16 protein-coding genes are annotated in these 18,867 nt (G+C 74.4%); 9 read left to right on the forward strand and 7 right to left on the reverse strand.

The features are described from left to right. Nucleotides 1-21 precede the first annotated feature (21 nt). Nucleotides 22-489, forward strand: coding sequence for a glycine-rich domain-containing protein (locus tag MOV08_RS33870; RefSeq protein ID WP_275310092.1), 468 nt, complete (start codon nucleotides 22-24; stop codon nucleotides 487-489). 88 nt (nucleotides 490-577) lie between these two features. Further along, on the forward strand, nucleotides 578-1,255 hold the full coding sequence (locus MOV08_RS33875) for a class I SAM-dependent methyltransferase (RefSeq protein WP_275310093.1): 678 nt from the start codon (nucleotides 578-580) through the stop codon (nucleotides 1,253-1,255). Between the two features lie 106 nt (nucleotides 1,256-1,361). Here MOV08_RS33875 and MOV08_RS33880 read toward each other — a convergent pair whose 3' ends face one another. Then, nucleotides 1,362-2,402 (reverse strand): LacI family DNA-binding transcriptional regulator, encoded by a 1,041-nt coding sequence (locus tag MOV08_RS33880; RefSeq protein WP_205363122.1) that lies wholly within the window; start codon nucleotides 2,400-2,402, stop codon nucleotides 1,362-1,364. A 183-nt stretch (nucleotides 2,403-2,585) separates the two neighbouring features. Between MOV08_RS33880 and MOV08_RS33885 the strand changes: the two genes are divergently transcribed. The 3 genes from MOV08_RS33885 to MOV08_RS33895 all read left to right on the forward strand — a co-directional run bounded on the left by MOV08_RS33885 (nucleotide 2,586) and on the right by MOV08_RS33895 (nucleotide 7,099). Beyond that, nucleotides 2,586-3,542 carry an ROK family protein gene (locus MOV08_RS33885; RefSeq protein ID WP_275310095.1) on the forward strand — a complete coding sequence of 319 codons (957 nt, stop codon included), beginning with the start codon at nucleotides 2,586-2,588 and terminating at the stop codon, nucleotides 3,540-3,542. 279 nt (nucleotides 3,543-3,821) lie between these two features. After that, the gene (locus MOV08_RS33890; RefSeq protein WP_476718410.1) at nucleotides 3,822-5,771 is read left to right on the forward strand and encodes a serine/threonine-protein kinase; all 1,950 of its coding nucleotides are present in this window, start codon (nucleotides 3,822-3,824) and stop codon (nucleotides 5,769-5,771) included. Nucleotides 5,772-6,064: 293 nt separating this feature from the next. Further along, nucleotides 6,065-7,099, forward strand: a complete 1,035-nt coding sequence (locus MOV08_RS33895; RefSeq protein WP_039638122.1) for an NUDIX hydrolase — start codon at nucleotides 6,065-6,067, stop codon at nucleotides 7,097-7,099. Between the two features lie 530 nt (nucleotides 7,100-7,629). On the opposite strand, the gene MOV08_RS33900 is transcribed toward MOV08_RS33895, so the two are convergent. After that, on the reverse strand, nucleotides 7,630-8,991 hold the full coding sequence (locus MOV08_RS33900) for a dipeptidase (protein ID WP_275310097.1): 1,362 nt from the start codon (nucleotides 8,989-8,991) through the stop codon (nucleotides 7,630-7,632). Nucleotides 8,992-9,168: 177 nt separating this feature from the next. On the opposite strand from MOV08_RS33900, the gene MOV08_RS33905 reads away from it, so the two are divergent. From MOV08_RS33905 to MOV08_RS33915, 3 genes are all read left to right on the forward strand, one after another. Then, nucleotides 9,169-10,449 carry a geranylgeranyl reductase family protein gene (locus MOV08_RS33905; RefSeq protein ID WP_275310098.1) on the forward strand — a complete coding sequence of 427 codons (1,281 nt, stop codon included), beginning with the start codon at nucleotides 9,169-9,171 and terminating at the stop codon, nucleotides 10,447-10,449. Between the two features lie 188 nt (nucleotides 10,450-10,637). Continuing rightward, nucleotides 10,638-11,888 carry a sensor histidine kinase gene (locus MOV08_RS33910; protein ID WP_275310099.1) on the forward strand — a complete coding sequence of 417 codons (1,251 nt, stop codon included), beginning with the start codon at nucleotides 10,638-10,640 and terminating at the stop codon, nucleotides 11,886-11,888. Next, entirely contained in the window at nucleotides 11,885-12,550 is a 666-nt protein-coding gene (locus MOV08_RS33915; RefSeq protein ID WP_039638127.1) for a response regulator, read from the forward strand. Before MOV08_RS33910 ends, MOV08_RS33915 begins: the two co-directional genes overlap by 4 nt. A 48-nt stretch (nucleotides 12,551-12,598) precedes the next feature. On the opposite strand, the gene MOV08_RS33920 is transcribed toward MOV08_RS33915, so the two are convergent. Then, nucleotides 12,599-13,354 (reverse strand): maleylpyruvate isomerase family mycothiol-dependent enzyme, encoded by a 756-nt coding sequence (locus tag MOV08_RS33920; protein WP_275310100.1) that lies wholly within the window; start codon nucleotides 13,352-13,354, stop codon nucleotides 12,599-12,601. 209 nt (nucleotides 13,355-13,563) lie between these two features. Further along, nucleotides 13,564-14,895, reverse strand: a complete 1,332-nt coding sequence (locus MOV08_RS33925) for an MFS transporter (protein ID WP_420834234.1) — start codon at nucleotides 14,893-14,895, stop codon at nucleotides 13,564-13,566. A gap of 17 nt (nucleotides 14,896-14,912) precedes the next feature. On the opposite strand from MOV08_RS33925, the gene MOV08_RS33930 reads away from it, so the two are divergent. Further along, on the forward strand, nucleotides 14,913-16,139 hold the full coding sequence (locus tag MOV08_RS33930) for an ROK family protein (protein ID WP_039638131.1): 1,227 nt from the start codon (nucleotides 14,913-14,915) through the stop codon (nucleotides 16,137-16,139). A gap of 440 nt (nucleotides 16,140-16,579) precedes the next feature. On the opposite strand, the gene MOV08_RS33935 is transcribed toward MOV08_RS33930, so the two are convergent. From MOV08_RS33935 to MOV08_RS33945, 3 genes are read right to left on the reverse strand one after another with little or no spacing between them, the layout of a single operon-like run. Then, entirely contained in the window at nucleotides 16,580-17,560 is a 981-nt protein-coding gene (locus MOV08_RS33935; RefSeq protein WP_275310101.1) for a phosphotriesterase family protein, read from the reverse strand. After that, nucleotides 17,554-18,141 (reverse strand): DUF4865 family protein, encoded by a 588-nt coding sequence (locus MOV08_RS33940; protein ID WP_275310102.1) that lies wholly within the window; start codon nucleotides 18,139-18,141, stop codon nucleotides 17,554-17,556. Before MOV08_RS33940 ends, MOV08_RS33935 begins: the two co-directional genes overlap by 7 nt. Before the next feature lie 26 nt (nucleotides 18,142-18,167). After that, nucleotides 18,168-18,788, reverse strand: a complete 621-nt coding sequence (locus MOV08_RS33945; protein ID WP_275310103.1) for a TetR/AcrR family transcriptional regulator — start codon at nucleotides 18,786-18,788, stop codon at nucleotides 18,168-18,170. Nucleotides 18,789-18,867: the final 79 nt, after the last annotated feature.

Below are 18,867 nucleotides of genomic sequence, written 5' to 3' on the forward strand. Positions count from 1 at the left end.
TCCGACACGGAAGGCAAAGACGTGACGATCACCCACGACAGCACGACCAACGTCTTCGAGTTGATCGGTCCGGGCACGCGGGCCGACCTGATCCAGAGCGTGCGCGAGAGCCACTGGACGGAGCTCACCGACGACCTCGGCGAGCGCGGAGTGGACCAGATGCTCGCATTCCTCGCCACCAGCGCCGGCACGGACACGAAGCTGGCCCCCAGCCTCCGAGTGGACCTCTTCTGGCACGCCTTTGTCCTGCTCACGAAGCCGTACGCGGATTTCTGCGCGGCACTCGGCAGCTTTGTGCACCATGTGCCGGTCCGGGGAAGCCACAGCCCTGCCGAAGGCCGCGCCGTACTCGCCCGGACGAAGGAAGCCATCCGCGCCGCCGGATACCAGATCGACCCCGAGTTCTGGCCGAGCGAGAGCAGTGCGGACTGCTCGGCCGACTGCTCGCAGTGCCACGCGGGCTGCACTGACAGCCCCGTGAAGAAGTAGCGTCGCGACAAGCGACCCGCAGTGAACTGCGGCGGCCGCCCGAACTCAACTCAGGGCGGCTGCCGCCATGACAAGGGGACGGACGCACGTGACGGACACCCGCAGCGCCGCATGGGACACCTACGCGAAGAGCAGGCCCCACCGACGCGCGATCAACTCCAGAGGCGAAACCACATGGTTCAACTGGACCCAGTACCCCGACCATGGGCCCGGCGCCGAACTCCTTGCCCTGCCGCCCGGCGGAAGCGCCCTGGACCTGGGATGCGGAAGCGGTGGGAACCTCGCGCACCTCGCCACGCTCGGAATGCGGGCGGTGGGAGTGGATCTCTCGCCGGCCCAACTCGCCAAGGCCCGCGGGCGCTGGAACGGCGTCGAAGGCATGGCACTGCACCGCGGCGACGCGCTGGACTTCCTCGCCGCCGCGGAGCCGTTCGACGCGATCTACTCGGTGTTCGGGGCCGCGCACTTCACCGACCCGGCCCTCATGCTGCCCGCCGTCTTCGCCAAACTCCGACCGGGTGCTGTGTTCGCCATGTCCCAACAACCAGCCGTAGAAGGCTGTTATGGATGCCAGGCGTCCTCTATTCCCCGCGGGCCGGACGAGGACCCCGCCGTCGTCAAACGCTGGGACTACCCAGTGGAGAGGTGGCCCGCTCTGCTCGGGGAGTATGGCTTTGGGGACTGCCGCGCGACGGTTGTTCCGGCCCCTCTCACGGGGAAGAGGAAGAGCGGAACGCTCGTTGTCCGGGCGGTGCGCGAGCATTAGGGCCTGTCCGGCGGATCAGGGTCGGAAGGGCCGTGGCACAGCCTGCGCAACGGTCGCACACCGCTCGCGCATCAGGAGCGGACAGCCCTGGAGGGTGTGCGGCCCGTCAGCCCTCCGGCGGTCCGATTTCACCCGAGCCGCGGGGGATCAGTCGGGTGGGGAGCTCCAGGCGCTGCGGGGGGTCGTCGATGCCGTCGAGGCGGCGGAAGAGCAGGCCGGCGGCGGTGCGGCCGAGGTGGGCGGAGTCCTGGGCGACGACCGTGATGGCGGGGTGGACCAGGTCGGCCAGCTCGAAGTCGTCGAAGCCGACCAGGGCGACCGGGCGGGGATGGTCGCGCAGGACCCGGACGGCGGTGACGGTGACGCGGTTGTTGCCGGAGAACAGGGCGGTGACCGGCTCGGGCGCGGCGAGCATGGCCGTGGCCGCGGCGCGGACCCGGTCGGGGGCGGTCGGGCCGAGGGAGACCCAGGAGTCGGCGACCGGCAGTCCGGCGTCGGCCATCGCGGTGCGGTAGCCGCGCAGCCGCTCCTTGGCGGTGTGGATGCGCGGCTGGTCGCCGATGAAGCCGATCCGGCGGTGGCCGTGCGCGATCAGGTGGGCGACCGCGGCCTGGGCGCCGCCGAAGTTGTCGGAGAGGACCACGTCGGCGTCGATCCGACCGGCCGGGCGGTCGACGAAGACGGTCGCGACGCCGGCGGCTATCTCCGGTGCCAGATAGCGGTGGTCGTCGCCGGCCGGGATGACGACCAGCCCGTCCACCCGGCGGGCGCACAGCGCCAGCACCAACTCCTGCTCGCGGGCCGGGTCCTCGGCGCTGGAGCCGTTGATCAGCAGGGCGCCGTGGCTGCGCGCGACCTCCTCCACGGCGCGGCTGAGCGGGCCGTAGAAGGGGTCGGCGAGGTCTTCGAGGACCAGGCCGATGCTGGCCGTCCGGCCCTTGCGCAGGATCCTCGCGGAGTCGTTGCGGCGGAAGCCGAGCGCGGTGATGGCCTCCTGGACGCGACGTTCGGTGTCCGGGGTGACGCCCGGTTCGCCGTTGACCACCCGGGAGACGGTCTTCAGGCCGACGCCGGCGCGCGCCGCGACATCCTTCATCGTGGGGCGGGTGCCGTAGCGATGGGAGGTACCGCGGGCGGTCTCGGTCACGTGTGCGGTCCTGTCTGGCGGGGGACGGATGCGGTGGTGGGCGCGGCCGGACGGGGCGCGCGGCCGGCCGCCGTGTGGCGACGAGCATAGCCCCTAGACAACGTTGTCAAATGCCGGAAGACTGGCGTTCTCACGCCGGCCGGTACCCCGGCCCCCCATGCCCACCAGGAGAATTCGACACCGATGCAGACGGACCTCAGCGCAGCGCTGGACATTGGCGGCACCAAGATCGCCGGCGCTCTGGTGGACGCGCAGGGCAGACTCGTCGTCCGGGCCGCCCGGCCGACCCCCGCGGACCAGGACGGGGCCACCGTGATGCGTGCGGTGGCCGAGGTCGTCCGCGAGCTGGCCGCCGCGCCGGAGTGGGCACGGGTGGCGGCCGTCGGCATCGGCAGCGCCGGCCCGGTGGACGCCGGGGCCGGCACCGTCAGCCCGGTCAACATCCCCGGCTGGCGCGGCTTCCCGCTGGTCGCCGGGGTGCGGGCGCTGGTGGGGGAGCTCCCGGTGACGCTGGTCGGCGACGGGGTCGCGATGACCGCGGCGGAGCACTGGCAGGGCGCCGCCCGGGGCCACGACAACGCGCTGTGCATGGTCGTCTCCACCGGGGTCGGCGGCGGGCTGGTCCTCGACGGGCGGCTGCATCCGGGCCCCTCGGGCAACGCGGGCCACATCGGGCACATCAGCGTCGATCTCGACGGCGACCCGTGTCCGTGCGGCGCGCGCGGCTGCGTGGAGCGGATCGCCAGCGGTCCCAACATCGCCCGCCGCGCACTGGCCAACGGCTGGCGGCCGGGCCCCGACGGGGACGCCAGCGCCGCCGCGGTCGCCGCCGCGGCGCGCGCCGGCGACCCCGTCGCGCTGCGCTCCTTCGAACGGGCCGGCCAGGCGCTGGCCGCCGGCATCGCCGCCACCGCCACCCTCGTCGAGATCGACATAGCGGTCATCGGCGGCGGGGTCGCGGGCGCCGGGGATGTCCTTTTCGACCCGCTGCGCACCGCCCTGCGGGACTACGCGACGCTGTCCTTCGTCTCCGGGCTGACCGTGGTCCCCGCCCAAATGGGAACCGACGCCGGGGTGGTGGGCGCCGCCGCGGCCGCCGCACAACGGTCCCGTCTCGATGCGTTCACCCCTGCCCCATAAGGGCACCGGTCGCCCCCCTCCGCCCCGTAGTCTGGTGCCGGCCGTCCGGGGCCGCGGCGAACGCCCCGGCGTTCCAGGACGCACAGGCCGCTGTGGGGCACGGATTCGGGTAGCGAGGGGATCGGCACGGTGACTTCGGGGGAGCACGAGCAGCACGGTGCGAACGGGTCCGGTGCGGCGGCCGGTGCGAACGGCCCCGGGCCGGCGGGTGAGGTGCCCGGCGGCGGTGTGCCGCGGGCCGCTTCCCGCAGCGGACCCCAGCGCGGCAACGACGACGACCTGACCGGGCGGGTGCTCGGCGGCCGCTACCGCGTCACCGGGCGGATCGGCCGCGGCGGCATGGGCGTGGTCTGCCGGGCCGACGACCAGGTGCTGGGCCGTGAGGTCGCGCTCAAGGTCCTGCGGGCCTACACGGACGCCTCCGCGCCCGAACTCGCCGACCTGCGCACCCGTATGCAGCGCGAGGCGCGGGCCGCGGCCCGGATCCGGCACTCCGGCGTGGTGACCGTCCACGACGTCATCGAGGAGGGCGGGCGTCCGGTCATCGTCATGGAGCTGGTGGACGGCCCGTCGATGGACGACGCCGTCGGCGAGCACGGGCCGCTGGACCCCCGGGAGGCCGCCCGGATCGGCGCCGCCGTGATGGACGCGCTGGACGCCGCCCACCAGGTGGGCGTGCTGCACCGCGACGTCAAACCGGGCAACGTCCTGCTGGAGGGATGGGGGCACCCCGCAGGCCGTTCGGGCCCCGGGAGGGGTCGGGTGGTGCTCACCGACTTCGGCATCGCCAGCATCGAGGCCCCCGGCGACGGCGCCACCACCAACATCACCCGCAGCGGCGAACTGGTCGGCTCGCTGGACTACCTGCCGCCCGAGCGCGCCCAGGGCATGGACCCCACCCCGGCCTCGGACATCTGGTCGCTGGGCATGACGCTCTACGCGGCGATCGAGGGCGGCAGCGCGCCGTTCCGCCGTACGTCGGTGTACTCGACGCTGACCGCGATCGTCACCGAACCGCTCCCCACACCGCGCCGGGCCGGCCCGCTGGCGCCCGTCCTGCACGCCCTGATGGCCAAGAACCCGGCCGACCGCCCGTCCGCCGCCCAGGCCCGCAGCATGCTCCAGGCGGTGGCCGAGGGCCGCGACCCCGGTGTGACGCCGCCCGCCCCGCCGCCGGTCGCCCCGTCCGGCCTGCCGTACGCGCCCACCGCCACGGACGTCACGGCGGGTGCCGGGCCGGTGCCCGGTCCCGCAGGTGCCGCGGCGCCGGCCGGCTGGCTCGGCGGGCCCGGTGCGCAGGGCGGCCCCGTGCCGCAGCCGCCGGCCCCGTACGCGCCGCCGGCCCCTGCGCGGGCCGCTCACGGCCCGTCGGCCACGGCCGCCGTCGGCATGGCCGGGGCCACCGGCCCGCACCCGTATCCGGGCGGACCGGACGGCGACACCACCCGGCTGCCGGCCCGCCGGCGCCGCCGGGTGCTGCTGGCGGTGGCCGCCGTCCTCGCGGTGCTGGCCGCCGGCGGCGGGATCACCTACGGATTGGTCGGCGGGGGCTCCGGCGACCGGGACACCGCGGGCGGACGGCACCCGGCGGCACCGGCCACCACGCCGACGGCGGGCCGACCGAGCGTGTCCGCCGGCAAGGGCGGGGTCGGTGGCGACGGCAAGGCCACCGACCCGTCGCCGTCCGACGCGGCGAGCCCCTCGGGCGACACCTCTCCGTCCGGCCACCCCAAGCCCGGTGTCCCGGGCGGCAGTACGGGCGGCCAGACCGACGGGGGCCGGACCGGCGGCCAGGGCGGCACGGACGGCGGCGGCGCCTCGGGCGGCGGCCAGGGCGGCACTGGGGGCGGTGCGCACGGCGGTACCACCACCGGCGGGTCGGGGTCCACGGCCGGCGGTGCCGGCGGCGGAAGCGGCGGTACCGGCGGCGGGGGACCGACCCGCGGCCCGTCCTGCACCGACGTCGGCGGCGGCAAGGCCAACTGCGACGTGTGGCGCACCGCGAACTCCTACACCGCGTCCTTCCAGCAGGTCGGCCACCTCAACATGGGTACCAACTACTTCTACTGCCAGGCGAAGCTGGGCCGTCGCGAGACGTACGGGAAGTGGACCAACGTGTGGTGGGCCAAGACCGATGACGACAGCGGCAATTCCGGTGTCTACGTCAGCGTCGTCTACCTCACCGGAGGGGAGAACGACCAGCCGGTCCCGGGACTGCGGACCTGCTGAGCCCGCGCCGGTGCTCCCCGGACGCCGAGATCCCCATGGGACTCCGGCATATGCGACGTACCGCCCCGCCCGCGGCTGGCCGGAGGCCGTGCGCGGGTGGGGGTTTCGGTGCTGAAGGGGCGGGGGAGCGCTTGTTTGCCGGGGCTTCGCGGCGGGGGAGACGGACCGGGATCCCCCGTGCGGTGTGTTCTTCGAGGCGGTGTTCCCGGTGCTGTGCGCGGCCCGTGGCCCCGAGCGTTTCCGTGGCAGGGTGTTGCGGGCAACTCACCTGGGTCTAGGGAAGAGGGGAAACCGTGATCGTCTGGCTGAACGGCACGTTCGGTGCGGGCAAGACCACTGCGGCTCAAGAATTGCTCGACCTGCTTCCCGGAAGCACGCTCTACGACCCCGAACTCCTCGGCAGCGGGCTGCGGTTGATGCTGCCGGCCAAGCGGTTCGAGGAGGTGGACGACTACCAGGACCTGCCGTCCTGGCGGCGCATGGTGGTGGACACCGCCGCGGCACTGCTCACCGAGGTGCCGGGCCCGCTGGTGACGCCGATGACGCTGCTGCGCCAGGAGTACCGCGACGAGATCTTCGGCTCCCTCGCCGCCCGCCGGATACCCGTCCGACATGTCTTGATCCATGCGGAGGAAACGATCCTGCGCGAGCGCATAGGGCGCCGCGAGGAGACGCCCGGCGACCCCGAGGGCAGCGCGTCCGTGCGCCGCTGGTGCCTGGAACACCTGGAGCCCTACGCGCAGGCCCTGGACTGGCTCAAGAGCGACGCGCACGTCGTGGACACCTCGGCGCTGACCCCCCGCCAGACCGCAGAACGGGTCGCCGAGGCCGTCCGCACCGGCGCCGGCGCCTGCGACATCGTGCAGACCCCCGAGCCCACCGCGGAGACCCTCGCCGCCGGAGTGCTCCTCTTCGACGACCAGGACCGCGTCCTGCTGGTCGACCCGACGTACAAGCCCGGCTGGGAGTTCCCCGGCGGCATCGTGGAACCGGGCGAGGCACCCGCCCGCGCCGGCATACGCGAGGTGGCCGAGGAACTGGGCATCCAACTCCCGTGCGCCCCCAAGCTGTTGGTCCTCGACTGGGAGGCCCCCAAGCCCCCCGGCTTCGGCGGCCTGCGCCTGCTCTTCGACGGCGGCACGCTCACCGCCGCCCAGATCCGGGAACTGCTGCTTCCCGGCTCCGAACTGCGCGAATGGCGCTTCGTCACCGAAGCCGAGGCGGAGTCCATGCTGCCGCCAGTCCGCTGGAACCGACTCCGATGGGCCCTACGGGCGCGGGAGCGGGGGTGCCCGTTGCACCTTGAGGCCGGTATTCCTGTGGGGTAGCCAGTTCGCTGCGCTTGGCTGGCCTCCCACGTAGTCGGCGTTCCCGCCGTGGGGTTCGCGCCTTTGCGCCTGCGGCGCGGGGCGGGTCCGCTGCGCGGGGCTGTTGGGTGCGGTGCCGGGTCTGCGGGGCAGGGGTTGTCCGGACTGCTGCGCTTTACGTCCGGTCAACCCCTGCCCCGCAGACCCGTCCCCTCCCGTGGGTGGTCATGGAAAGGGTGGGTGGGGGTGTCTGTTGGTGGGGCCCTGTGGGTTCGTTGTGGAGTGGTGGCCGTCAGGGGACCACCGGCATCGGCGCCCGCGTGCCTGTCTTTCCCACCCACTCACGGGAGGGGACGGGTCGGAGGGGGTGGTGTGCAGGACGTAAAGCGCAGCAGTCCTGCACACCACCCCCGCAGGCCCGTCACCGCACCCGAAAGCCCCGCGCAGCGGACAACAACTCCGCGCAGCGGACGAAACACCCGCCGTCAGACGGACACGCGCCGCAGGCGCAAAAGGCGAACCCCTACGGCGGGGAAGCCGACAACGTGGGCTCAGCCCCGACTTTCGGCATAGCTCCGCAGGAAAAGGGCCTCGGCCAGCGACAGCCTCCGCAGTTCCTCCGGGCACACGCTCTCGTTGACGGCGTGGATCTGGGCCTCGGGCTCGCTGAGGCCGATCAGCAGGATCTCCGCGTCGGGGTAGAGGGCGGTCAGCGTGTTGCACAGCGGGATCGAGCCGCCCATGCCGGAGGTCTGCATCTCCTGGCCGTCGTACGCCTCGCTCAGCGCCGCCGCCATCGAGGCGTAGGCGGGGCTGCTGGTGTCCGCGCGGAACGGCTGGCCCTGGCCGACCTGCTCGGCCGTGACCCGTGCGCTCCACGGGGCGGCGCTCTCCAGGTGGGCGGTCAGCAGCTTGGTGGCCTCGGCGGCGTCGGAGCCCGGGGGCACCCGCAGGCTCACCAGGGCGCGCGCCGAGGCGTGTACGGACGGGGTGGCGCCGACCACGGGCGGGCAGTCGATGCCGAGGACCGTCACGGCGGGCCGGGCCCAGAGGCGGTCGGCGACGGTGCCGGTGCCGATCAGTTCGACGCCGTCCAGGACCTTGGCGTCCGAGCGGAAGTCCGCCTCGGGGTACTGCAGGCCCTCCCAGGTGGCGTCCGTGGCCAGCCCGCGCACGGTCGTCGAGCCGTCCTCGGCGCGCAGCGAGTCCAGGATCCGGATCAGGGCGGCCAGTGCGTCGGGGGCCGCACCGCCGAACTGGCCGGAGTGCAGATTGCCGGCCAGGGTGTCGACCCGGACCTGCATCAGGGTCATGCCGCGCAGCGTCGCGGTGACCGTCGGGAGCCCGGCCCGGAAGTTGCCGGCGTCGCCGATGACGATGGCGTCGGCGGTCAGCAGCTCGGGGTGCGCCTCGGCGTACCGCTCCAGGCCGCCGGTGCCCTGCTCCTCCGAACCCTCCACGATCACCTTGATGTTGACCGGGACGCCGCCGTGCTCCTTGAGGGCGCGCAGCGCGGTCAGGTGCATGATCACGCCGCCCTTGCAGTCCGCGGCGCCGCGCCCGTACCAGCGGCCGTCGCGCTCGGTCAGTTCGAACGGCGGGGAGACCCAGGCGGCCTCGTCCAGCGGCGGCTGGACGTCGTAGTGCGCGTACAGCAGGACGGTGGGGGCGCCGGCCGGGCCGGGGAGGTGGCCGTAGACGGACTGGGTGCCGTCGGGGGTGTCCAGGAGTGCCACGTCCTGGAAGCCCTCGGCCTGGAGGGCGTCCACGATCCAGCGGGCCGCGCCCTCGCTCTCGCTCTTGGGGAACTGCGCGAAGTCCGCGACCGACTTGAAGGCCACCAGCTCGGCGAGCTCGGTCCTGGCCCGTGGTTGCAGTGCGGCGACGGTCTGGGCGAGCGGGCTGTCAGACATGGAACGCTCCTTGTGGGCGCGACGTTGGGTACATGGGGCACGTCCGGCGGGGTGAGCCGGGCGGGCCGGACGTACGTGTGCGTGCCACCGATCTTCCCACAGGCGGTTCGGCCGGACGCGGCCCGTAGGATGCGGGCGGTACGCGCAGCCAGGCATCGGACGGGAGCGGAAGCACAGGTGAGCAGCGAGCAGGCAGCCGAGGGCGAGCAGCAGGTGTGGGACGTGGTGGTGGTGGGCGCGGGGCCCGCGGGCGCCTCGGCGGCACACGCCGCGGCGTGTACGGGGCGCCGGGTCCTGCTCCTGGAGAAGGCCGAACTCCCCCGCTACAAGACCTGCGGCGGCGGCATCATCGGCCCGTCCCGGGATTCCCTGCCGCCCGGTTTCGAACTGCCGTTGCGCGATCGGGTGCATGCCGTCACCTTCTCGCTCAACGGCAAGCTGACGCGCACCCGCCGCTCCAGGAACACGCTCTTCGGGCTGGTCGACCGCCCCGAGTTCGACGCCGCGCTGGTGGAGTCCGCCAAGGACGCCGGCGCCCGGGTCCGGACCGGTGTCACCGTCTCGCGGGTCGAGCAGCACGGCGCCAACGTCCCCGACCGGCGGACCGTCGCGGTGGTGCTCGCCGACGGCGAGGTGGTGCTGGCCCGGTCCGTGATCGGCGCGGACGGCAGCGCGAGCCGGATAGCCGCGCACGTCGGCGTCAAGGTGGACCAGGTCGACCTCGGGCTGGAGGTCGAGATCCCGGTGCCGGAGACGGTCGCCGAGGACTGGGCGGGCCGGGTGCTCATCGACTGGGGCCCGCTGCCCGGCAGTTACGGCTGGGTCTTCCCCAAGGGCGACACCCTCACCGTCGGTGTGATCTCCGCCCGTGGCGAGGGCGCGGCCACCAAGCGCTATCTGGACGACTTCGTCGGCCGGCTCGGCCTGGCCGGCTTCGAGCCCGCGATCTCCTCCGGCCATCTGACCCGCTGCCGTGCCGACGACTCCCCGCTCTCCCGCGGTCGGGTGCTGGTCTGCGGGGACGCGGCGGGCCTGCTGGAGCCCTGGACCCGCGAGGGCATCTCCTTCGCGCTCCGCTCCGGGCGGCTGGCGGGCGAGTGGGCGGTGCGGATCTCCGAGGCGCACGACGCGGTCGACGCCCGCCGTCAGGCGCTGAACTACGCCTTCGCGATCAAGGCCGGGCTGGGTGTGGAGATGGGCGTCGGCCGCCGGATGCTGGCGGCCTTCGCGCGCCGCCCCGGGATGTTCCACGCCGCGGTGACGGGGCTGCGGCCGGCGTGGCGGGCCTTCGCGAAGATCACCCGCGGTCAGGCCACGCTCGCCGACCTGGTCCGCGCGCATCCGGTGGCGCGGCGCGCGCTGGACGCCTTCGACCGGGCGGAGGCGTCCCGGGAGACCGCGCCGGCCGCCCCGCCTGCGGAGGTCGGTGACCAGGAGCCGGTGGCCGAACGGCGGTGAGGAGTCAGGCGGCGCCGGGCCGCGCCGCCGTCCTCGTAGGGGCGCGGCGCCGCCGTGAGTGCCGCGCGGGCGCCGTCCCGGGCGTCCGGGCCGGTGGCCTGACGTCCGGCCGGGTACTCCACCGGGAGTAGGCGCGACCACCGCGCCGGGCGGACGCCGCCGCGCCCGTCGCGGTCTAGCGTTGCGGCATGGACAACGCACGGCCGCCGTGGGCGCGGCGCTGCCTCGGCGCGGCGGGGGAGCTGTGGGCGGCGGCCCCGCAACCCGGAAGACGGGCGGACGGCCGGCTGCCGTGGCGCTCGACACTCGCGGTGACGCTGCTGGTCACCCTCGGCAGCAACGCCGCCGCCCGCAATCCGCACGGACGTGTCCCGCTCGACTCCTTCGGCCATGCGCTGCTCCTCGCCGGCGCCCTGCTGCTGCTCTTCCGGCACCGCTACCCGCGGGCCACGGCGCTGGGCACCGCCGCCTGCTGCGCCGCCTACTTCGCGGCCGGCTACCCGTACGGGCCGGTGTTCGTCACCCTGGCCCTCGGCGCCTACGCGGCGATCGTCGCCGGGTACCGGGCGGTCGCCTGGTGCGCGGTGGGCGGGGTGTGGCTGGTCCACCTCCTGGTCGCGCACTGGCTCTACCGCTGGCTGCCCCCGTACCTCGGACCGGCGCCCTGGGCCCAGGAACTGCTCGTCACCGCCTGGGTGGCGGCCGTGCTGGCGGCCTCCGAACTCGCCCGGGTGCGCCGCGAGCAACTGGCCAGGATGCGGGCTGAACGCGCCGCCGCCGAGCGCCGTCGGGCCGACGAGGAGCGGCTGCGGATCGCCCGGGAACTGCACGACGTCCTCGCGCACAGCATCTCGGTCATCAACGTCCAGGCGGGCGTCGGGCTGGCGCTGCTGGACTCCGACCCCGAGCAGGCCCGGACCGCGCTGTCCACCATCAAGGCCGCGAGCAAGGAGGCGCTGGGCGAGGTCCGGCAGGTCCTCGACACCCTGCGCACCCCGGGAGACGCCCCGCGCGCCCCGGCCCCGGGCCTGGACCGGCTGCCCGAACTCACCGAGCAGGCCCGGGGAGCGGGCCTCGCCGTGGACGTCGCCACCGAGGGCACCCCCGCGGCCCTGCCGCCCGGCACCGACCTCGCGGCCTTCCGGATCGTCCAGGAGGCGCTGACCAACATCGTCCGGCACTCGGGCTCGCGCACCGCCCGGGTGCGGCTCCGCTACGCTCCCGGTGCGCTGGAGATCCTGGTCGACGACGACGGCCCGGCCACCGCCGGTACCAAGGAGCTGACCGGCGGCGGCAACGGGCTGGCCGGGATGCGGGAGCGCGCCGCGGCGCTCGGCGGCACCGTCGAGGCGGGGCCGCGGCCGGACGGCGGCTTCCGGGTCCGGGCCCGCATCCCGCTCGCCGCCGCGGCCCGCACCGTCATCGAGGAGGAGTCGTGATCCGGGTACTGCTCGCCGACGACCAGCTGTTGGTCCGGGCCGGCTTCAAGGCGCTGCTGAACGCCCAGTCCGACATCGAGGTGGTCGGCGAGGCGGCGGACGGCCAGGAGGCGCTGACCGCCGTCCGCGCGCACCGGCCGGACGTGGTCCTGATGGACATCCGGATGCCGGTCGTCGACGGCCTGGCCGCCACCCGGCGGATCACCGAGGACCCGACACTGCGGGACGTCAAGGTCGTCATGCTGACCACCTTCGAACTCGACGAGTACGTCTTCGAGGCGATCCGCTCCGGCGCCTCCGGCTTCCTGGTCAAGGACACCGAACCGGAGGAGTTGTTGAGGGCGGTGCGCGCGGCGGTGGCCGGCGACGCGCTGCTCTCGCCGGGGGTGACCCGCCGGCTGATCGCGGAGTTCGCCGCCCGCTCCAAGGAGCCGGCGCCGTCCGCCGAACTCGCCGCGCTCACCGAACGCGAGCGGGAGGTGATGGCCCTGGTGGGCATCGGGCTCTCCAACGAGGAGATCGCCCGCCGGCTGGTGGTCAGCCCGCTCACCGCCAAGACACACGTCAGCCGCACCATGGTCAAGCTGGGCGCCCGCGACCGCGCCCAACTCGTGGTACTGGCCTATGAGTCGGGGCTGGTGCGCCCGGGTTGGCTCGGGTAGTCGGGCGCTCCTCGCCCGGCCACCCGCGGCTGGCCCGTCGGACACCGGTCAGATGCCCGCCCGCTCCTGCCACAGCGTCCGCAGGGACGCATCGCCGGAGACCGTCAGCCCGTCCCAGGGGAGGCGGTTCCACAGCGTCAGATACAGCCGCTCGGCCGGGCCCTCTATGGTGCAGTCGGCGGTGGCCCCGGCCTCGGTCGCGTCGGGCGTCCGGACCGTGCGCGGCGGTGCGTCGGGGGTGAGGTGCACCGTCCAGTCCGCGCCGGGGGTGTCGGTGGCGCGCAGCCGCAGCGTCCGGGGCGCGTCCGGGCGCAGCCGGCTGCGGTCACCGGCGTGGAAGCCCGCCACGAGCTCGTCGACACCGTCGGCGGCGAACCGCGCCGGCAGCGGCGTGAGCGGGACGCCGGCCGCCTGCTGGGCGTCGACCCGGTGCACCGACGTCTCGTGGGCCTGCCGGCGCGCCCAGAAGGCCAGCGGGGACGGCGCGGGCAGGAACGCCCATGTCCGCAGGTCCGTCGGCGCGGTGTGCAGCGCCACGACGAGGTGGTGGTGCCCCTCGCGCAGCCACGGCACCAGCTTGTCGTCGGACAGCTCCGGGGTCTCCGGGAAAGGCATCCGCTGATCCCCGGGCTCGGTCACGAACCCCGCCGCCCAGCGGTGGACCCGCCCCATGTGCAGCACCAGATCGCGCATCCGCCACTCGGGGCACGCCGGCACGGGGGCGTCGGGCCCGGCCTCGTCGGCGGCGTCCGCGAGCAGCCCGCCGTCCAGTCGCAGCGTTTCGACGAACTCAGTGATCTCCATGCCCCCGAGTGTGCCAGCCACCACCGACAACGCACCGCCCCGGGCCGCCCGCCGCCCCGGCGCACCCTGCGGTGGAGCCCGCCGACACGTCACCGCAAAGTGCGAGCCCGTCGCAGTCGGCCACAACATCGGCCACAACATCGGCCACAACACCCCGTCGTCCTAGGGATGATGACGATTCGTCACCCAGCCCGTACGCGCAAACCGGCTCAGGGCCGTGCGACCTCGCTCCGATGTGCCCCGCGCGTCAGATGCGCGACCAGCGCCGCCACCGCGGCCAGCAGCGCGACCGTGGTCAGCGCCACCGGCAGGCCCCACACCTCGGCCAGGAAGCCGATGGCGGGCGGCCCCAGCAGCATGCCGCCGTAGCCGATCGTCGAGGCCACCGCGACCCCGTCCGGGCCGCCCGTCGCCCCGGCCCGTGCGATGGCGATCGGGAAGATGTTGGCCAGCCCCAAACCGGCGACCGCGAATCCGGCGCAGGCGCCCCACGCGGTCGGCGCCAGCGCCCCCAACAGCATCCCGGCCGCCGCCGTGCCGCCGCCCGCGACCAGGGCCCGCGCCGCGCCGAAGCGCTCGACGAGCACGGTCCCGGAGAGCCGCCCGGCGGTCATCGCCAGCGCGAACACCGCATAGCCGGCGGCCGCGAGGCCCGGTGAGGCGGCCAGGTCCTGGGAGAGGTGCAGCGCGCCCCAGTCGGCCAGCGCACCCTCGCCGTACGCGGTGCACAGCGCGATCACGCCGAAGACGAGCACGAGCCGGCGGGTCCGATCGGGCACCCTGGACCCCCGCGGCCGATCGGGTGCCGCCGGGCAGCGCCGCTCCACGCGTTCCTCGGGGGGAGCCGCCGGCGTCCCCGCTCCCGTACGCCGTCGCAGCAGCGCGACGCCCGCGACGGCCGTCACCAGCAGTCCGCACACCGCCAGCACCAGCAGGTGCACGAAGGGCGAGAGGTGCGCCGCGACCAGCCCGCCGAGCCCGGCGCCGACCATCCCGCCCAGGCTGAAGGCGGCGTGGAAGCCGGACATCACCGGGCGGCGCAGGGTCGCGATCAGTTCGACGGCGGCGCTGTTCATGGCGACGTTGAGGGAGCCGTACGCCGCGCCGAAGACCAGCAGCACCAGGCCCAGCGCGGTGGCCGAACGGGCGAGCGGGGGCAGCAGGATGCTCAACGCGAGCGCGGCACCGGAGGCCACGGTCACGGCATGACTGCCGAAGCGCCGGCACAGCCGCCCGGTGAGCATCATGAACGCCACCGCCCCGACCGAGACGCCCAGCAGCGCCAGGCCCAGCGTGCCCGCGCCGGCGCCGGTCTGCGCCTTGATCGCGGGGATCCGGACGACCCAGCCGGCGAAGAGGAAGCCGTCCATGGCGAAGAACGCGGTGATCGCGGCGCGCAGCCGGGCCGACCCGGGGGCGACCGGTCCCGGGACGGCGCGCGCCGTCCGGCCATGCGGTGATGGAGGGGATTGCGGGGAGTCGGAGGGGATGTGGGCCCGATTGAGGGTCAAGGCCGTGCGTATTTTGTTTAGCGTCGGCACAAAGCCAGAATAGAGGCGTGACCCAGACTCGGACAACCAGGCTGGAGCGGGGCCGCAGCGCCCTCGGACCCGCACTGGAGCTCGTACACACCGGACGCGCGCCCACCCGTGCCGTCCTGACCACCGAACTCGGCGTGACCCGCGCGACCGCCGGGGCGGTGGCCGCCGAGCTCGAAGCGCTCGGCCTGATCACCGTCGACTCCCGGCCGCACGCCTCCGCGGGCTCCCAGGGACGACCCTCCCACCGGTTGTCGGTCAACGAGAACGGCCCGGTCGTACTCGCCGCGCAGATCCACGCCGACGGGTACCGCGCCGCCCTGGTCGGCCTCGGCGGCCGGATCGTCGCCACCACGCCCAGCTGCGGCATCATCCCCGCGGACCCCGCGCAGGTCCTCGCCGAGGTGGTGGAGGCAGGCGCCGCCCTGCTGCGCGACACCGGGCGACGCTGCCTGGGCGCCGGCCTCGCGGTGCCCTCCGCGGTCGCCGAACCGGACGGCGAGGCGCTCAACCCGCTCCACCTGGCCTGGCCTTCGGGCGCCCCGGTACGCGAACTCTTCCTGCGCGCGCTGGCCGACGCCGGCATCCCCGGCGTCACCGAGAAGATCGGCTTCACCGGCAACGACGTCAACCTCGGCGCGCTCGCCGAACACCGGCACGGCGCCGGCCGCGGCGCCCGCCACCTGCTGTGCGTCGCCTCCGGCCACCGGGGCGTCGGCGGGGCGCTGGTGCTCGACGGCCGCCTGCACAGCGGAAGTTCGGGCCTCGCCCTGGAGGTCGGCCACCTCACCGTCCACCCCGAGGGCACGCCCTGCCACTGCGGCAGCCGCGGCTGCCTGGACGTCGAGGCCGACCCGCTCGCCTTCCTCGTCGCCGCCGGCCGGGAGCCCGGACCGGAGGTCTCCCTCCTCCACCAGGCCGGCGAACTCCTCCGCAACGAGTACACCGACCCGGGCGTACGCGCCGCCGCCGACCTGCTCATCGACCGCCTCGGCCTGGGCCTCGCGGGGCTGGTCAACATCCTCAACCCCGACCGCATCATCCTCGGCGGCCTCCACCGGGCGCTCGTCGAAGCCGACCCCGAACGCCTCCGAGCAGTGGTCGCCGACCGCAGCCTGTGGGGCCGCAGCGGCGGCGTCCCCATCCTCCCGTGCAGCCTGGACCACAACAGCCTCGTGGGCGCGGCGGAACTGGCGTGGCAGCCGATCCTGGACGATCCGCTGGTCATCCTCGACGGGGCCGCCTGACGGCGGGGTGTTGCGTTGTCCGCTGCGCGGGGCTGTTGGGTGCGGTGCCGGGTCTGCGGGGCAGGGGTTGTCCGGACTGCTGCGCTTTACGTCCGGTCAACCCCTGCCCCGCAGACCCGTCCCCTCCCGTGGGTGGTCATGGAAACGGTGGGTCGGGGCGCATGCCGGTGGGTCCCTGCGGGTTCGTTGTGGAGTGGTGGCCGTCAGCGGACCACCGGCATCGGCGCCCGCGTGCCTGTCTTTCCCACCCACTCACGGGAGGGGACGGGCCGGAGGGGGTGGTGTGCAGGACGTAAAGCGCAGCAGTCCTGCACACCACCCCCGCAGGCCCGTCACCGCACCCAACAGCCCCGCGCAGCGGACAACGCAACAACCCGCCGTCAGGCGGACACGCAGCGGACAACGCAACACCCCGCCGCCAGGCGGACACGCAGCGGGACTCACGGCCACTCGGCCGCAAACGCCCGGGCCGGATTGGTGGTGAGCATCCGGGTCACCGCCGCCGTCCCCACGGCGAGTTCGAGCCGTGGTCGGAGCCTGCGCAGCAGATACCGCATGCCGGGGCCGCCGTTGACCGCGCGGGCGGCGGCCGTCGTGGTGTCGCCGCCGAGCAGGATGCGGTCGGCGAATCCGGCGTCGCAGAGCGCTGCCACCGCGTCCGGCATCCGCCAGTCCGTGCCGTGGTTGGCGCGCGACGGTCCGTCGAAGGCGAGGTACGCGCCGGCCTCGGCGGCCATCCGGTGCACGGCGGGGTCGGGCGAGCGGTTGAGGTGGCCGAGGATCACCCGGTCTGGCGGGACCGCCAGTTCGCCGCAGAGCAGGTCGAGGACGTCCAGCGCCCCGGTGCCCAGCTCCAGGTGGATGCCGATGGCCGCGCCGGTCGCCCGGTGGGCCTCGGCGGCGGCCGTCATGGTGCGCCGGGCGTGGCGGTCCAGTCCGTGGAAGCCGCCGGCCACCTTGATCATGCCGGCCCGTGGCCGGGGCTCCGGATCGTCGCCGGTGATGGCGCCGATCCCCTCGGTCAGTTCGGTGACGAACAGCGCGGCCGGATCTGTCGGGAGTCCTTCCAGGACCCCGGGGCCGTAGTGCGCCGCCTGGTGCAGGCCGGTCGCGGCGACGATCGTCACTCCCGACTCCCGTGCCAGCCGCGGGAGTTCGGCGGCGTGCCGCCCCATGCCGTAGGGCGTCCACTGGATCACGGCCGTCCCGCCGGCCGCCCGGAAGGCGTGCAGTTCGGCGCCGGCCGCCGCGGTGTCGGCCAGCTCCTGGCCGGGCAACTGGGGACTGCTCAGGAAGAGGTGGTCGTGCGCGTCGCAGACGCCGAGCCGGTCGGGGGCGAGGTCGCCCAGGACGGTGCGGACGGTGGGGCCGGCGGGCGCGGTGCGGTGGCCGGGGGCGGATGCGGGGCGCGGGGTCACCACTGCCGTCCGCCGCCCAGTCGTGCGAGGCCCGGCGTGGACAGGTGCAGCACCTGGAAGCGTTGGCCGGCCGCGGACTCGGGGGCGGCGTCCGTCCAGAGGGTGAAGTGGACCAGTTCCCAGTGGTGGGGGTCGAGGCCCAGCGCAGTGGTGTGCACTGCCTCCGTGGCCGCCAGTTTCTCGTGGGTGGCGAGTGCGTCCTCGATGGCGGTCGCCACGTCGGCGCTCTCCGGGAGCCGTTCGGTCCACCGGGTGAAGGTGCCCGGGGTGCGGCCGGCCGCGGGGCCCGGACGGTGGTACAGGCCCTGCCAGTTGTGGACCGCCGGCCGCCCGAAGTCCCGGATCACGCCGCGGAACCCGTCGCCCGTCAGGAAGCGGTTCATCGCCGCCTGATCGGCCCAGAGGTAGAACGGCGCGTACTGGTTGACCGGCGAGCCGTCGGTGCCGCGCTCCCGGATGCCGTACGCCTTCAGGCCGAGGCCCTCGAAGGTGTCCAGCAGGTGGCCCTTGGTCCGCACCCGGTGCCGGATGATCTCCATGTCGTAGTCGGCGGGCAGGGTGACGCTGTACTGCATGGCGTGCATGGGGACTCCAAGGAGGAGAGGGCAGGTCAGGGGGCCGGCGTGGTCTGCGCGGCCAGCAGCGCGAGCAGGCCGTGCACGGCCGCGTCGAAGGGTGCGGGGTCCTCGGCCGCCCGGGCCAGGACGTAGCCGCCCTGGACGACCGCGGCGACGCTGGCCGCGACGGCCGACGGATCGAGGGCGTCGGACAGTTCGCCGTGCCGCTGCCCCTCGGTGAGGACCTCGGCGATCCGGTGCCGGAGCCAGCCGAACATCTCGTCCAGCGGCGCCCGGAGTTCGGGGTCCTGCACCACGTCGCGGTCCTGCGTCATCCGCCCGATCGGGCAGCCGCGCAGCACCTGCCGCTCCCGCAGCAGATAGGCCGCGACGCGGTCGTACGCCGTGCCGGGAGCGGAGAAGATTTCCTCGGCCGCCGCCCGCATGTCGCCCGCGGTGCGCCGGATCGCCGCCAGCGCGAGGTCGGACTTGCCCGCGAAGTGGTGGTACATGCTGCCCTGGCCCACCCCCGCGCGCTGAAGGATCGCCTTGGGGCTGGTGCCGACGTAGCCGCGCTCCCACAGGAGTTCCTGGGTGCTGATGACGAGCCGTTCCTGAGTGCTGCCGGGCGGGGGCGTGCCGGCCGCCGCTGCGCTGTCCCGTGTGCTGCTCATACGGCGACTGTACATACCAGTAGTTACATAGATCAAGAGGGGGGTGGAAGGGTGTGGGCGGGGAGCGGCTCCGGGCGGG

This window comes from Streptomyces yunnanensis (genome assembly GCF_029011865.1).
In the GTDB taxonomy this organism is placed as follows: domain Bacteria; phylum Actinomycetota; class Actinomycetes; order Streptomycetales; family Streptomycetaceae; genus Streptomyces; species Streptomyces yunnanensis.